The sequence below is a fragment of the Bifidobacterium sp. MSTE12 genome (assembly GCF_000513015.1).
Lineage (GTDB): Bacteria > Actinomycetota > Actinomycetes > Actinomycetales > Bifidobacteriaceae > Bifidobacterium > Bifidobacterium dentium.
This window is the reverse complement of record NZ_AZYA01000037.1, coordinates 43,059-58,230: the sequence shown is the minus strand read 5'-3', so window position 1 is coordinate 58,230 and position 15,172 is coordinate 43,059. Positions and strand designations below refer to the sequence as shown.

Below are 15,172 nucleotides of genomic sequence, written 5' to 3'. Positions count from 1 at the left end.
AGCGCCATGGGAAACGTGGATATTGAAATTTTCATGCAACGTCTGGATGCGATTTCCGCTCGACGCAAAGCGATGCAATCCGAGCTTGCCCGAGAGAGGCATCGCGTCGACGAACTGATCGCCGAACGCAGGAAGAACATCGAGGAGCGGCGTCGCAAAGGCGACAACGGTCGTGCTTGGCAGGTGCTGCAGCAGCGCATCGACATGGGCGAAACCTGTGAGAGCGACATTCTTTCGGGCATCGACAAGTCCCCGGAGGCGCGTGAGGTGCGCGGGTATGCCGGCAAGCTGGCGGGCTATATGCGCGATTATGTTGAGGATGTGGATGATCCGGACAACGAAGCCGCTCAGGGACGCGTCAAACTGGACGAACAGATGAAGCGTCTGCATGATCTGGAATCGCGACTGAATGCCCAGGCATGATGGTGGTGCGGCATCCGCACCATCCGCGGAATCCGTCAGGCGGGGCGGTCATGACGGCGCGCGGCCGGTAGTGCAGCGGAGCCTGGATGGTGTGGCTCTCGCCAGTGCCGCATTGTTCGGTTTCGTCGCGGTCGTCGCACTGACGGCATCCTTGATGTCTCCGTCCGTGCAGGAGCAGACGCGTGATACGCCGATGGTCCTGTTCGCCGGAATGACGCTGGCGGTATCGTTGTGTGACTGGCTATGTCTGAAAGGCATCCGTGACCATGACCGTGCCATGTCGTTGGGCGCGTTCGCGTGTTCGGTGATGCTGGCCGTATGCGGTGGCGCGGCGGCCTCATTCATGATTCGATGCACGCAGCCGATGACGGCCGGTGCGCTATTCGCATCCTGCTACGTGGCTGTGAACATGACGCTGATGATGGTCCTTGTCGCCGATCCGACCATCGGAGGGGCAATCGTTGCTACGTTTGCGTCGTCGGTGCCCTTGATGCTGATATGCGCCGTCGCACTGATCCATACGCTGCATGTGCGGTTGCTGGCCGGTTTCGTGCTGACCGTGGCGGTCTGCTGCCTGCAGATGCTGCCCAATATCGTGATGCATGTGCCGGACCGCTATCTGGTGGAATGGCGCACCTACATGACTCGTCGTTGGACGGTACGCGGCGGTATTCCGGAAAAGTCCCGCGTACTTACACGGGCCGATGTACATGACGACATGCAGACGTTTCTGGCACGGTATTCCACCGGTTTCACGATATGCATGATGCTGATGTTGCTGACATATGCGATAGTGGCCGATTCCTGTGCGTTCGACCAGCCGTATGATCGCATCGGCTTCCTGACGCTCAGTGCCGCGCTGTTCCTGTTCCTCACCCTGAAGCCACGTCAGTCCGGTCGTCCCTTCGAACGATACCTGATGCGCCTTGGCGGTGTCACCGTGCTGCTGATCTGGTGCATGCATATGCCGCATGCGCTGCCGGATTGGGGGCAAGCCTTGCCGTTGGCGTGCGTGCTGACCGTTGGCGCGTTGGGATTGACCATGGCATTCGGCATGCTCGCCCAGCATGGCGGATTCCATTCGCTCGCATTGTCCCGCATCGGCGACGTACTGTGCTTCGCCTCCATGATGTGCACGCCGCCGGCGACGTTCTTCGCCGTCGGCGCCTTGGAATTCATAAGGGGGTTATGATGACCGCCTCGACACTGATCACTCGTTTTCGCCCGGCCGACGCGGCCAGGCAATGTGAGGCCTCCTTCATTGATTTGGGATTCGTGGTGGCGTGCGCGGGTGTCGCCGCCCTGATCAGCCACGACATCACGGTGACGGCCATGATTGCGCTTGAAGCGGTGGCGGTGCTTGCAGTGGGTGAAGGTTCCCGAGGCATAACCCCGGGCAATATGATGCTTGGGCTGCGAACGGTCCGGGTCGAAGGCATGCATGATGCCACAGCCGGGGTGCTTCCCGCCGGAATGGGACGCATCCTCATCAAATACTGCATGTTGATCGCCTCACTGCTGGCTGCATTCGTAGGGCTCCCGATAGTCATGTGTTCGCCGCTGTTCTCCGGGAACGATCTCAACCAGGGATGGGCGAACAGGCTTGCCTCGCTGGCAAGCGTCGATATCCGCCAGCCCATCGTCGTACAGGCAAGGGCACCGCGTCAACGGATCGCCATGGCGGATGAGTCGAACCCATCCATACCACGGACGGTGGCAAGAAGACCATCCTCGTTGCCTACGGTCGCTTTGCCCCCTCACCCCAAGCCGGCTCCGGCAGCGCCGGCGGTACCGGCCATGCCGGTACCCGTCGCACCGGCACCGCACATCATCATCTTCTTCGAAGACGGTTCCAAACAATCGCTCGACATCCCCTCCACGCTGGTTCTCGGCCGCAGGCCCGCAGCACAGCAACCGGAAGACGCCGTGCTCGCGGTGCCGGACCACACCGGCACCGTATCGCGTAGCCATGCACGACTTGAAATCACCGAGGATCATCTGTGGATCACCGATCTAGGCAGTACCAACGGAACGAAAGTCGTCAACGAAAACGGCGAGGAAACCAGATTGAAGGCGCGGCAACGATTCCCCATCCACACCAGAAACCGCATTTTCCTAGGTGACATGGGATGCAGCATCATCATGTCGACAAGCAGGAGGAAACACGCTCGTGAGCGCTGAAGAAACGCAGGCCAGCAGACTCGAAGGCCCGAAAACGCCCAAAGGCAGGGTCGTGCTGCAACCTCCGCCGGAACTCGAGCCCAGCGATGGCGTCAACACGCTGCTCACTTCGCTTGTGCCGTTGCTGGGCGCCATCAGCGCCATGGTCATGATGCTGATGACCAATTCAGGACTGACCGGCATACTCACCGGCGGCATGTTCATGGTCTCGTCATTGGGATTCGTGGTGGTCAATGGTTTTCGCCAGCGTTCACAACGCATGGCCAACCTGACCGCTTCACGCAGGGAATACCTCACCTATCTGACCGGACTGCGAAAAACCGTACGCGCCGCAGGCCGCAAACAGCGTAACGCGGCGCTCTGGAACGCGCCATCGCCGCAATCCCTGACGGCGCTCGCGGAAGAACCGGAACGTCGCTGGGAACGCATCCCCGCAGACGAGGACTTCATGGTCCTGCGCTGCGGCACCCAGGAGGTGCCGCTCTGCCTCAAACTCGAATCGCCCGAACTGCCGCCCTTGGCGCAGCTTGATCCCGTTTCGGCCTCGGCGGCGCATCGATTCATGCTGGCGCATCAATCCCTGCGCAACATGCCCTACACCATAGATATGCGTGCCTTCAAACGTGTGGAGCTCCTGGGCGACATCGAGCATACGGAGGCGCTCGCCCGCACGCTGGTCTGCCAGGCGGCCGTATGGCATTCGCCGGAACATCTGCGTGTGCTCGTGCTGACTTCCGTCGAACATGCGGGCCGATGGGATTGGATCCGCCTGCTGCCGCACTCCCACACGCTTAACGAGGAGTTCGATGAAGGGTGGAAAGGCGCGTCTTCGACACCTTCCGACCTGAGCCGGTTCATGGTGACCACCAACACCCACATGGTCGACGGCCTCGTTGGGGATGATGTGGTCAACCGCAATCGATACACCGGTGATGACGAGATATCCCCGCATGTGATCGTGATCAACGACGGTTTCGATCGCGACACGCTCGCCAAGGAGACCCGACTGTTCTCCTCGGATGGACTCGGAGGCGTCACCGTCATCGACATGCCCAGTCAATGGGGCGAACTCGAAGAGGACGATGTGCTACGAGTCCTCTTTTCGCAGGCCGTGATCGAAGAAGGCCTGAACGTGCTCGAAAGCCACGATGCCGACATGGTGGAGCTTTTCTCAACCACCATCAAGCCGATACGAATCGAACCGGACGGACTGACGGTGGGTGAGGCCCTCGCCGTCGCGCGTCGCCTCGGCGATGCGCCATCGCAGGAACGCTCCGACAACGGCGCGCAATCCACAAATGCACGCAAGAAATCCTCCGAACTGCCGGATCTGCTGGGCATCAGCGACATCCGCAACATCAATCTGAACGCATTGTGGGCATATCGGACGGGCAAGGAACGGCTCCGCGCACCTATCGGCCTGTTCGATGACACCAGCACCGCGTATCTCGACATCAAGGAGATGGGTCAGCGCGGCATGGGCCCGCATGGCGTGCTGGTCGGTGCGACCGGTTCGGGCAAATCCGAGGTGCTGCGAACGCTGGTACTCTCCCTGGCCTTGAGCCATTCGCCCGATCAACTCAATTTCGTGCTCATCGATTTCAAAGGCGGTGCGACCTTTGCGGGAATGGACGGCATGCCGCACATCTCGTCCATCATCACCAATCTTGGCAGGGAGGCGTCGCTGGTCGACCGTATGGAAGACGCCTTGGACGGCGAGATCAACCGCCGTCAGGAGCTACTGCGCGATGCCGGCAATCTGGCGAACATCACCGAATACGAAGATGCCAGAGTCAATGGCGGGCGTACCGATCTGAAGCCGTTGCCATCCTTGCTGGTGGTGGTGGATGAGTTCTCCGAACTGCTCAAAGCCAAGCCGGACATCGTACAGTCCTTTGTACGCATCGGCGCGGTGGGCCGCTCACTCGGCATACACCTGCTGATAGCCTCGCAGCGTCTTGAACAAGGCAAGCTACGCGGTCTGGACGAGCATCTGTCCTATCGCATCGGTCTCAAAACGTTCTCTGCCTCCGAATCCCGGGCGGTGCTGGGCATTCCGGACGCCTACGAACTGCCGAGCCTACCGGGCATCGGCTACCTGAAGTCCCCGGACGGCACCATCACACGATTCCGCGCATCCTACGTTTCCGGCGCACCAAAGGATCTTCCGGGAGAGACCACCACATTCCAATATGCCGTCGAACAGATGCGCGGCAAAGGCACGCCGGCCCACGTGGTGTGGCTACCGCCGCTGATCACGCCGAATTCCCTCGACGACTTCATGCCCGACCTGACCGTCACCGAACAATATGGTTTGATCTGCCCGAGCTGGAGGGCCCGCGGCACGTTGCTCGCCCCATGCGCGCTTGAAGATCGGCCTCGCGAACAGAAACGCGAAATCATGGCGCTCGACCTATCCGGTGCGGGAGGTCACGTGGCCGTGGTGGGCGGACCCCTCAGCGGCAAGAGCATGATGCTGCGCTCCATCGTCGCATCGCTGGCATTGACGCATTCCCCGCTGGAGACGCAATTCTACGTCATCGACTGCGGCGGCGGTACGTTCGCCTCCATGGAAGCCCTGGAACACATCAGTGGCGTGGCTTCCGGCAACGAAGAGGAGAAAGTGCGCCGTACACTTGCCGAAGTCTCCGGCATCATCGACTCCCGCGAGCGCTTCTTCAAGGAACGGCGCATCGACGGCATGGACACCTATCGTCGGCGTCGCGCCGCGGGACAGGTCGATGACGGGTATGGCGATGTGTTTCTGGTCATCGACGGCTGGGGAGTGTTCCGTAACGATTATGAAGAGTTGGAAGCCAAGGTGCAACAGATTGTCGCACGCGGTCTGACCTTCGGCGTGCATGTGTTGCTGAGTGCCAACCGGTGGTTGGAGATTCGGGCCAATATCGGCGATCTGCTCGGCACCAAGCTTGAATTGCGCCTCGGGGATCCAGGTGATTCCCAGATCGATCGCAAGATCGCCGCCACCGTGCCCAAGGGGACTCCGGGCCGTGGTCTGAGCATGGCGAAACTGCACATGCTTGCCGCGTTGCCACGTATCGATGGTGGGCACGACGCCGCTACGGTGGGCGACGGCATCGCCGATCTGATCGCCAAGGTGCATGCGGCCTGGAAGGGTAGGCCGGGCCCGAAACTGCGTCTGCTGCCTACGAATCTGCCGTATGCCGCGCTCGCTGACGCCGTGGCGGGGCAGGACGTCTCCGGAAGTCTCACCCATGGCAGGATGGTCATCGGCATCAATGAAAACGCCCTCGCTCCGGTGGTGTTGGATCTGCATAGGGAGCCGCACTGCTACCTGTTCGGGGATTCCGGCTCCGGCAAGTCCACGTTCCTGCGATTGGTGATCAACGAGATCGTGCGTGGATACCCGGATGGCAAGGCGAAGATCTTCATGGTGGATTATCGGCGCGCCAACCTCGCCCAGATTCCGGACTCGCATATGGGAGCATACCTGACCAACGACACGATGGCCACGGAACAGCTTGCGGAGCTCGCGGATTTCCTGTCGACCCGCATTCCGGGGCCGGACGTGACCGCCGAGCAATTGCGCAATCGTTCGTGGTGGACGGGCTCGGAAGTCTATGTGCTGGTGGATGACTATGATTTAGTCGCGACCAGTCGGAGCAATCCGTTGCGTGCGTTGGTGCCGCTTCTGGCGCAGGCCGGCGATCTGGGGCTGCATGTCATTGTGACCAGGCGTACCGGCGGCGCGAGCCGTGCCATGTATGATCCGGTATTGCAGTCGTTCCAGGATCTTGGCATGCCCGGCATCCTGTTGTCGGGCGATCCGAACGAAGGCCAGCTGATCGGCAGGGTCAAGCCGGTGAGGGCCGTGCCGGGCCGTGCGCAGATCGTCACGCGTGACGAAGGGCTTTTCGTGGCGCAGCTCGCCACGCTTGCCATCAAGGAGTAGGAGCGGCACGGCGCGTGTTAACGATGTTCGTAACATGCGCATGGAACGATGATGCATTATGGATAAACAGCAAGAGTTTGCGCTGCGCACCGTCGAGGAACGCGACGTGCGCTTCATTCGCCTGTGGTTCACGGATGTGCTGGGAACATTGAAATCCGTTGCCATCGCACCTGCGGAACTTGAGGCCGCATTCGAGGAGGGGCTCGGATTCGACGGTTCCGCGGTGGAAGGTCTGACGCGCGTGTCCGAAGACGATATGATCGTCAAGCCTGACCCGTCCACCTTCCAGATTCTTCCATGGCGCGGCGGTCCGCAGGGTACCGCGCGCATGTTCTGTGACGTGCTCACCCCTGATGGAGAGCCGTCGCTGGGGGATCCGCGTCATGTCCTCAAGCAGGCCTTGGCCAAGGCCAAGGAGCGGGGCTTTACCTTCTACGTGCATCCGGAAATCGAGTTCTACCTGTTCGAGAAGCAGGACGATTGGTCCAAGTCGCCGACGCCGATCGACGAAGGCGGATATTTCGATCACGTGCCGCGCAGTCCAGGCATGGACTTCCGTCGTGCCACCGTGAACATGCTCGAGCAGATGGGCATTTCGGTGGAATACTCGCATCATGAGGCGGGTCCCGGTCAGAATGAGATCGATCTGCGGTACGCGGATGCGCTCACCACGGCCGACAACATCATGACCTTCCGTACCGTGGTCAAGGAGATTTCGCTGGAGCGCGGCATCCACGCCAGCTTCATGCCGAAACCGTTCTCCGACGCTCCGGGCTCCGGCATGCACACGCACTTGAGCCTGTTCGAAGGCGACGCCAACGCGTTCTATGAGGCCGGTCAGGAATTCAACATGTCCATGACCGCCCGCCAGTTCGCTGCCGGCATCCTGTACCATGCGGCGGAAATCTGCGCGGTCACCGACCAATACGTCAACTCCTACAAGCGACTGTGGGGCGGCGCCGAGGCGCCGAGCTACATCTGCTGGGGGCACAACAACCGTTCCGCTCTGCTTCGCATCCCGCAATACAAGCCGGGCAAGGGCAACTCCGCACGTATGGAGTTCCGTGCGCTCGATCCGGTCGCCAATCCGTATCTGGCGTATTCTGTGCTGTTGGCCGCAGGCCTTGACGGCGTCGATAAGCAGATGCAGTTGGGCGAGCCGACCAGCGACGACGTGTGGGAGCTCACCGATGCTGAACGTCAGGCCATGGGCATTCAGCCGTTGCCGGAGTCACTTGACGAGGCGTTGAAGATCATGGAGAAGTCCGATTTCGTGGCCGGAGTGCTCGGCGAGCATGCCTTCGAGTATTTCCTGCGCAACAAGCGTCAGGAGTGGGAGGAATATCGTCAGCAGGTCACGCCGTACGAGCTGAAGAAGTATCTGCCGAAGCTGTGATTGCCGGGCGGCTCGCGTTTACGACCGTAGGCGTTTGATCGAGGAGGTCCGTCATCCGATCTGCTTGGATGACGGACCTTTTGCATGCGGTCCTCGTGCGCCGCCTCCCGTTCGGAAGACCTAGCCGCGCGGATTGCCGAACCAGCTCGAATAGATGATGGCGAAATTACGGTTGCCATATGACGAACAGGCGTCGCCTTCTCCGGCCCCTGCCTCCAATGCGGCCGTATTCGGCTGATATGGCGTGTAGATGTACAGCAGTGCGGTCGCCTTGTTTTCGATATACACGTTCGTGCCGCCGCATTCGGCATTCGGATGGTACTGGATGTAGTTGAGAGCGCCGGCATGGTAGCCGTAATCGTCTTCATGCTGCACGTAGTACTGGTATCGCTTGGCTGCGCCGTACACCTGTTTGAAGAATCCCGCATATTCCGGATCGCAGTTCGCATCGTCCGGGCAACTCAGGCCCATCGCAGACTTGTACTGGAAGTCGCTCGGGTCGGTGGCGGTGAGCAGATGCTGCTCCTTCTGCAGTACGGTGAGCAGCACTTTCTGGCTTACCCCGCAGGCCTTGCCTGATTTGTAGATGATCGCCGCGGCGCTTTCGTTCTTGCCGCCTTCGTATGCCTCGCAGTATTCGTTGGCCGACTGTGATTCGGTATCGAAGGTCATGGTCTTGAGGCATCGTTCGCCCGAACATGCCGCTCCCTGCTCCTCGATGAAGGATCGGACCTGTGCTTCGCTCAAAGCGTTGCCGTTGAAGAACTGCCCGTCGGAGATGATGTTGCCGGGATTGAAATCGTATTGCGCCTGCAGCTGATTCTGCGTCTTCTCGGCCTGTCCGACTTCCACACGCCAGCTGACGAAGCGCACCAGACCCACGACCAAGGCGATTGCGATGATGATGACAAGCAGCGTCCTGCAGAGCATACCGACTCGTTTCCTGAGGCCAGCCTTTTTCCAGGTGTTGCGCAAGGACCTGAGATGGGGGAGTCTGCGCCGAGGGTTACGTTTGCGACGTTTTGTGCTTGTCATTGTGCCATATTGTAGCGCGCCAGCCTAGGGTCGATTTCGTAAGTTGAATGAACATAGTCAGCATGTGGAATTCGGATGCGTCGAAAGGGTGGAAAGGGCGCAGGGCCCGTCTAAAGTTGGCAATCGTTTCGTGATATGCAGAACGATTGACGAGAGAGTGACGTATGACGCACAACGTGAAGAAGGACCGATTTTTCAATCTTCCGGTGACGATTCTCGTGGCCTTGAGCTTCATGCTGGGCATGAGCGAGTTCATCATGGTCGGCATCCTGCCGGATATCGCGGCCGGACTGAAGGTATCCGAAGTGACCGTCGGTAATCTGGTTTCGTTATTCGCGCTTGTCTACGCACCGGTCACGCCGCTCGGCTCGGCCTTGTCGGCGCGCTTCCCACGCTTCGCCACGCATCTGACGCTGGTCGGCGTCTTCCTGCTCGGCAACGTGCTGTGCGCGTTCGCGCCCAACTATGGCGTGCTCGTCATCGCGCGAATCCTCATCGCACTCGTCTCCGGTACGCTTGTGGCCATTGCCATGACGTACGCTCCCGATGTGACGACGGAACGATATCGCACGAAATTCATCGCATGGGTGTTCTCCGGCTTCTCCATCGCATCCGTCGTGGGGGTACCGGTCGGCACATGGGTGGCGAACGTGTTCGGCTGGCGTTGGGCGTTCCATCTGGTCAACGTGCTCACTGTCGTGCTCATCGTGCTGATGGTCATCGTATTGCCGCGCAACAGCCATATCGTGAAGATCGGCTTCCTGCCGCAGTTCCGCCTGTTCTTCGACCGGCGCATCCAGCTCGGCGTGCTCGATGTGGTGTTCGGTGCGGCCGCGAGCTACGTGTTCTACACGTACCTGACGCCGATCATGCGCGACGAGGTGCATGTGCCGGAACGGTATTTGAGTGTCGGACTGGTGATTTTCGGCGCAGCCTGCCTGTGGAGCAACCTATACGGCGGCAAGCTCGCGGACCGGGGCAGAGGAGTGGAACCGCTGACGCATATCCGCCCGATCTATTGCGCGCATGCGGTGCTCATGGCGTCGCTGATCGTGGCACATTGGGTGCCGGTGTACGGCGCGCTGCTGCTCGTGGTACTCGGTATGTTCATGTACCTGCAGAACTCCGCATCGCAGGTGCTGTATATGGATGTCGCCTCGCAGTCGCATCCGGGATCGTTGAACCTTGCCGCGTCGCTCAACTCCATGTCGTTCAATATCGGCATCGCTCTCGGCTCCGCCGTCGGCGGCGTGGTCAACGGCCATGTCGGTCTGATGTGGCTCGGCCCCGTCGGCGCGCTGTTCCTGTTGTGCGCCATCGCCATCACCACAATGCTGCGCCCGTTCGTCGCACGTGAACGTGAATTCTACTCGCGTGGCAAATAGCGCCGAGTGAGCGGAACTCACGTTCCCGTCTCGGTCAAAGACCGGGCAATCGGTCAGTTGAGCGCCTTCTTGATGCGTTGCAGACTGATTGGCTTTGGGGTGCCGAGTTCCTGCGCCCAGAGGGACACGTAGAATTCCTCGAGCATCCAGCGTACGGTTTCGGCCTGTTTCATGAGCGTTTCATGGCGTGGACCGGCCGGTTCGCGTTGGGCTTTCGCCATGGTTTTGTCGACGAGCTGTTTGGCTTCGTCGGCTTCCCATGCCCAGCGCACGTCGCGGTTCTTGTCGTTTTTCGCCTTGGCGAGGCGCAACAGGTCGGCGTGCAGGTATCGTTCGATGGACGGCAATGCTTCTGGTGGAGTCTTGCCGATGAAGCCGGGGAAGACGAGCGTGGCGATGTGCTCGCGGATCGACTGCAGTACGCTCAGCAGGGGCAGGTCGGCCTTGCCGGACACGGCTTTGTCGACTTCCGCATAGCGTTTCAGTATGGCGATCACGTCGTGTGCCACCGCGTACACGGTGTCTTCGTACACTTCGCGTACATCGAGCACCGCGTTTGCCAACGCCTCGTCATCAGGCAGTTCGTCGACCTTCGGCAACAGGCGCTTGACGGCGGCCAGCTGCAGGTCTTCGGTGAGTTCCTTCGTGGACTTGTAGGGGGCGGAGGCGAGCATGAGCGCTTCCGTGCCGAGCCAGCGTGAGGAGATGCGTTCTCCGGGTAGCCGCAGTGCGTCAAGCGCGCCTTGCCAGAGCATGGTGGCGCGTGCTTCGGTGGTGGCGCCCGCTTTGTGCAGCAGGTTCGCCTTCTGCACCAGCTTGCCTTGGTTCCCTGCCGTTTCCGCCTGCCTTTTGACCATCTGCCGGGCGGAAGCCTCGGCCTGTTCGGCAAATGTGCGTTGCAGTTCAACCAGCGATTTGCCGGTGCCGAGTACCTTGACCGGTCCCCGTGCGTGGCGTCTGCCGTGCTGCTGCTTGCGATTGGCCGGCAGTTGCTGTTCCACGGCGAAGGTCATGCGCAGGTATGGCGTGAGCTTGTTCCATAGTTCGCCGGTGAGCACTTCCGGGTGGATCTGCGCGCCGACGATGTCGATGGCGGCCTGCGTGAACACGTGAGGCAGATCCGGCCACACAGCCACGCCATCCGCGTCACCCGGTGGAAGATTCGGCCTCTGCTGGCTTCCGGAGCCGGGCAGATCCGGATACCGCTCGTCGATCCATGCGCGGATCTTACGTGCCGTGTCCGGGGCGGGCACGAATTGCACGCGCAACGTTTTCGGCAGTGATTTGATCATGCCGACGATGAGCTCGTCCAGCAAGCCGGGCACATTCCACGAGAACTGTTCCGGCGTCAGTCGAGAGAGCGCCTTCAATGGAATGTGCACGGTTACGCCGTCGTTCGGATCATGCGGATCGTACACGTAGCTCAACCGCAGGTCGATGGGTGAGCCGTCCGTACCGAGCGTATGCCAATGGTCGGGGTAGTCGGACAACGATACCGAATCGGCATCGGCGAGACGTTCGACCTTCTCCGGATCGAAATCCAACAAGTCAGGCCGTTCGTCATGCTTCGTCTTCCACCATTTCGCCAAATCGGCGACGTTCGTGACGGTGTTGGGAATGATGGCGTTGTAGAAATCGAACAGATCCTCGTCACTGACCGTCTGCGCCATCTGACGGGTGCGGCTCGCGTCGTCGGCGGCCTCTTCGAGGACGTCGCGGTTCTTCGTGACGAAATCGTCGTAGGGGAAGCGCTGCTGGATGTCGCCCTCCACCAAACCCTGACGAATCAGGAAATCGCGGGCCTCCAACGGATTGATGCGGCCCCATTGCACGGTACGGTCCTGTACGATCGGCAGACCGTACAATAGCACCTTCGCACTCGCCACTGCGGAACCACGAGAACCCGACCAGTGCGGGTCGGCGTATGTGGTGCGCGTCAGCGATCCGGCCAGAGGTTCCGCCCACGCCGGATCGATTTCGGCGGAATAGCGAGCCCACAGGCGGCTTGTCTCCACTAGTTCGGTGCTCATCACCCATGGCGGGGTGCTTTTGGCTACCGCCGAAGCCGGGAACAGCGCGAACCGTGTGCCACGTGCGCCCTGATAGTCGTTCTTCGCCATCTTCTGCGCACGCTTCATGGCACGAGCGCGCGCAGCCCCCTTGAGTCCGGCAAAATCGGAGGCCTTCGGTTCGCGTACGATCTGCATACCCATCATGGACAGCAGGCCGGAAAGCATGGACGTGTGGATGCCCTGCGCATCCCACGAACAGCACAGCGCATGCGCCGCCTGCTGGTTCATCGGCAACTGGCGGATCCCCAAGTCCGGCCGGGATACCGGAATCGGCTCGCCGACCTTGAACCTGAACTCCTTGCACATCTCGCGCAGCTGCGTGACCAGATCCTTCCACTGGCGCATACGCAGAAAACTCAGATACTCGGCTTTGCAGATACGACGCAACGCGGAATTGCTCGGATCGCCATCCGCCTGGAACACGCGGTCCCACAGATTCAACGCGGTCACAAAGTCGCTGGAGGCGTCCGCATAGCGGTTGTGGATGCGGTCGGCCTCCTCGCGGTTCTCATCCGGACGTTCGCGCGGATCCTGCAAACTCAGGAACGCGACCACCACCAGCACTGCGGCCAGTGTGTTCGGCGTGGTCGACTTCGCGGCCTCGATGATCATACGACCCAAACGCACGTCAATCGGAATGCGCGCCAGCTGGCGACCGGTATGCGTCAGCACCACCTCGCCATGCTTGCGGGCGATGGCCTTTAACTCGGTCAGTTCGTTGAAACCATCGGACACGGCCTTCATATCCGGCGGATCGATGAAACCGAACTCCGTCACATCCTGTGCGGTACGTGCCACACCCACCGACAGCATGTGCAGCACGACCGCGCCCAGCGACGTGCGTAGGATTTCCGGCTCCGTGAACTCCGGCCGGGTCTCGAAATCCTCACGCGAATACAGACGGATTGCGATACCGTCGGCGATACGACCGCAACGACCCGAACGCTGGTTCGCGCTCGCCTGGCTGATCGGCTCGATCGGCAGCCGCTGCACCTTCGCCGTCTTCGAATAGCGGGAGATGCGGGCCGTACCCGGGTCGACCACATAGCGGATGCCCGGTACGGTCAACGACGTTTCGGCCACATTCGTGGCGATCACGATGCGCTGGTGCTCGTGCGGTTCGAATACTTTGTGCTGCTCCTTGGAGGAAAGTCGCGCAAACAGCGGTACGATCTCGATTGCGTCGGGCCTGCGCATATCCGCCGCGCGCGGACCGTAATGGTGGCGGAGCGCGTTCTCGAACTCATGGATATCGCGCTCTCCGGAGGCGAATACGAGAATATCTCGGGCCCCGCGGTCATGGCTGGAATGGATCACCAGCTCCGCGCAGGCACGTGCCACGGCGGTCGGCATGTCGATATTCACGTCGCGGCCCGAATCCTTTGCGTCCGGAGCGGCGGACAACGCCTCGTAATCGGAGTCGCCCGGCATCGCACCGGTTTCGAAACCCGGCACGGAGCGCATCAGCGCAGGCGCGGTGCCAAGCGGCTCGTACACGATCTGCACGGGGTAGGTACGGCCCGACACCTCAATGACCGGTACCTTCGTATGCAGAGCATGCTCGAAATGCTCCTGGAACTTCACCGAATCGATCGTCGCCGACGTGATGATGAGCTTCAGATCGCGACGCTTCGGCAGCAACGCCGTCAGATAGCCGAGCAGAAAGTCGATGTTGAGACTGCGCTCATGCGCCTCATCGATCACGATCGTGTCGTACTGCATCAGCTTCGGATCACGTTGGATCTGCGCCAGCAGAATGCCGTCCGTCACCACGCGAAGACGCGTCTTCGGCGAACTCTCGTCGGTGAACCGCACCTGATAGCCGACTTCGTCGCCCAAACGCACACCCATTTCGGAGGCGATGCGCTCGGCCACGGTACGGGCGGCCAACCTGCGCGGCTGCGTATGCACGATCTGCCGTCCATGGGATCCACGGCCCAATTCCAACAGGATCTTCGGCAACTGCGTGGTCTTACCGGAACCCGTCTGACCGGAGACGATCACCACTTGACTCGACGTGACGGCTTCGGCAATATCGCCACGTGCCGCGGAAACCGGCAGTTGGGAAGGATATTCGAATTTCATGCCTTCATGACCTCGATGACGCGGAAACCCTTGGCGCTCGCATACTTGCTCACTTCATATCCGTCGCCAAGTTGCGTGGCAAGCCACGGAATCAACGAATCGGAGCCCAGATTCTTCTGCACTACCAGATATGCGGCACCGCCCGCATTCAATCGCGGAAGCCACGCCATCAGCAGCTCGTGCAAGGCCTCCTTGCCAATGCGGATCGGTGGATTCGACCAGATCAGATCGAAGGTGAGGTCGTGCGGAATCTCGTCCGCCGTAACTGCATGAATGGTGCCGATGCCATTGATCTCGGCATTGCGCTTCGTCAACTCCAACGCACGTTCGTTCACGTCCAGCGCCCACACGTCGGCCTTCGGCGATTCGAACGCCATCGTCAATGCGATTGGCCCCCAGCCGCAGCCCAAATCAAGGAATGTGCCCTCCTGCGCAGGCTCCGGCACCCTCTTCAACAGCACGGAAGTGCCAAGATCCAATCGATTGCCGGAAAACACGCCGTTGGAGACCTCCACATCCGCCGTATGGTCGCGAAGCATGATGTGCAGCCTTCTGCGTACGTCCTCCGACGTCGGTTCCGCGGCGAAGTACTGCTCCGCCTTGCCGCCATGTCCGCCCATATTCGTATTCGTCATGCCACTTCCCATCCGTTACATGCGGT

Annotated in this window: 9 protein-coding genes; 6 read left to right on the top strand and 3 right to left on the bottom strand. The window is 60.7% G+C overall.

All coding sequences use genetic code 11. The annotated features are described in order from the left end of the window. The first annotated feature begins 6 nt into the window (after positions 1–6). The 5 genes from HMPREF1494_RS08990 to glnA are packed head-to-tail and all read left to right on the top strand — an operon-like array spanning position 7 to position 7,934. Positions 7–423, top strand: a complete 417-nt coding sequence (locus HMPREF1494_RS08990) for a hypothetical protein (RefSeq protein ID WP_003839393.1) — start codon at positions 7–9, stop codon at positions 421–423. Beyond that, positions 410–1,615 (top strand): hypothetical protein, encoded by a 1,206-nt coding sequence (locus tag HMPREF1494_RS08985; protein ID WP_231495392.1) that lies wholly within the window; start codon positions 410–412, stop codon positions 1,613–1,615. Before HMPREF1494_RS08990 ends, HMPREF1494_RS08985 begins: the two co-directional genes overlap by 14 nt. Next, positions 1,615–2,604, top strand: coding sequence for an FHA domain-containing protein (locus HMPREF1494_RS08980; RefSeq protein WP_231495391.1), 990 nt, complete (start codon positions 1,615–1,617; stop codon positions 2,602–2,604). The genes HMPREF1494_RS08985 and HMPREF1494_RS08980 overlap by 1 nt, the downstream gene beginning before the upstream one ends. Continuing rightward, complete coding sequence (locus tag HMPREF1494_RS08975) at positions 2,594–6,538, top strand: type VII secretion protein EccC (RefSeq protein WP_034522236.1); 3,945 nt, start codon at positions 2,594–2,596, stop codon at positions 6,536–6,538. Before HMPREF1494_RS08980 ends, HMPREF1494_RS08975 begins: the two co-directional genes overlap by 11 nt. A gap of 58 nt (positions 6,539–6,596) precedes the next feature. Further along, a complete protein-coding gene (gene glnA / locus HMPREF1494_RS08970) occupies positions 6,597–7,934 on the top strand; it encodes a type I glutamate--ammonia ligase (RefSeq protein WP_003839401.1) in 1,338 nt (445 codons plus the stop codon). Between the two features lie 120 nt (positions 7,935–8,054). Here the strand turns inward: glnA and HMPREF1494_RS08965 are convergent, their stop codons facing one another. Further along, complete coding sequence (locus HMPREF1494_RS08965; protein WP_231495390.1) at positions 8,055–8,969, bottom strand: hemagglutinin; 915 nt, start codon at positions 8,967–8,969, stop codon at positions 8,055–8,057. A gap of 164 nt (positions 8,970–9,133) precedes the next feature. On the opposite strand from HMPREF1494_RS08965, the gene HMPREF1494_RS08960 reads away from it, so the two are divergent. Next, the gene (locus HMPREF1494_RS08960; RefSeq protein ID WP_003841341.1) at positions 9,134–10,354 is read left to right on the top strand and encodes an MFS transporter; all 1,221 of its coding nucleotides are present in this window, start codon (positions 9,134–9,136) and stop codon (positions 10,352–10,354) included. 53 nt (positions 10,355–10,407) lie between these two features. Here HMPREF1494_RS08960 and HMPREF1494_RS08955 read toward each other — a convergent pair whose 3' ends face one another. Then, a complete protein-coding gene (locus tag HMPREF1494_RS08955; protein ID WP_034522230.1) occupies positions 10,408–14,511 on the bottom strand; it encodes a DUF3418 domain-containing protein in 4,104 nt (1,367 codons plus the stop codon). Continuing rightward, positions 14,508–15,131: a class I SAM-dependent methyltransferase gene (locus HMPREF1494_RS08950; RefSeq protein WP_171843662.1), complete on the bottom strand. Its 624-nt coding sequence runs from the start codon at positions 15,129–15,131 to the stop codon at positions 14,508–14,510. Before HMPREF1494_RS08950 ends, HMPREF1494_RS08955 begins: the two co-directional genes overlap by 4 nt. Positions 15,132–15,172: the final 41 nt, after the last annotated feature.

Bases quoted from the DNA above. Each gene is read 5' to 3' on its own strand.
- HMPREF1494_RS08985 (WP_231495392.1), top strand. From the start codon at position 410: ATGCCCAGGCATGATGGTGGTGCGGCATCCGCACCATCCGCGGAATCC.
- glnA (WP_003839401.1), top strand. From the start codon at position 6,597: ATGGATAAACAGCAAGAGTTTGCGCTGCGCACCGTCGAGGAACGCGAC.
- HMPREF1494_RS08965 (WP_231495390.1), bottom strand. From the start codon at position 8,969: ATGACAAGCACAAAACGTCGCAAACGTAACCCTCGGCGCAGACTCCCC.
- HMPREF1494_RS08990 (WP_003839393.1), top strand. From the start codon at position 7: ATGGGAAACGTGGATATTGAAATTTTCATGCAACGTCTGGATGCGATT.
- HMPREF1494_RS08960 (WP_003841341.1), top strand. From the start codon at position 9,134: ATGACGCACAACGTGAAGAAGGACCGATTTTTCAATCTTCCGGTGACG.
- HMPREF1494_RS08955 (WP_034522230.1), bottom strand. From the start codon at position 14,511: ATGAAATTCGAATATCCTTCCCAACTGCCGGTTTCCGCGGCACGTGGC.
- HMPREF1494_RS08950 (WP_171843662.1), bottom strand. From the start codon at position 15,131: ATGGGCGGACATGGCGGCAAGGCGGAGCAGTACTTCGCCGCGGAACCG.
- HMPREF1494_RS08980 (WP_231495391.1), top strand. From the start codon at position 1,615: ATGACCGCCTCGACACTGATCACTCGTTTTCGCCCGGCCGACGCGGCC.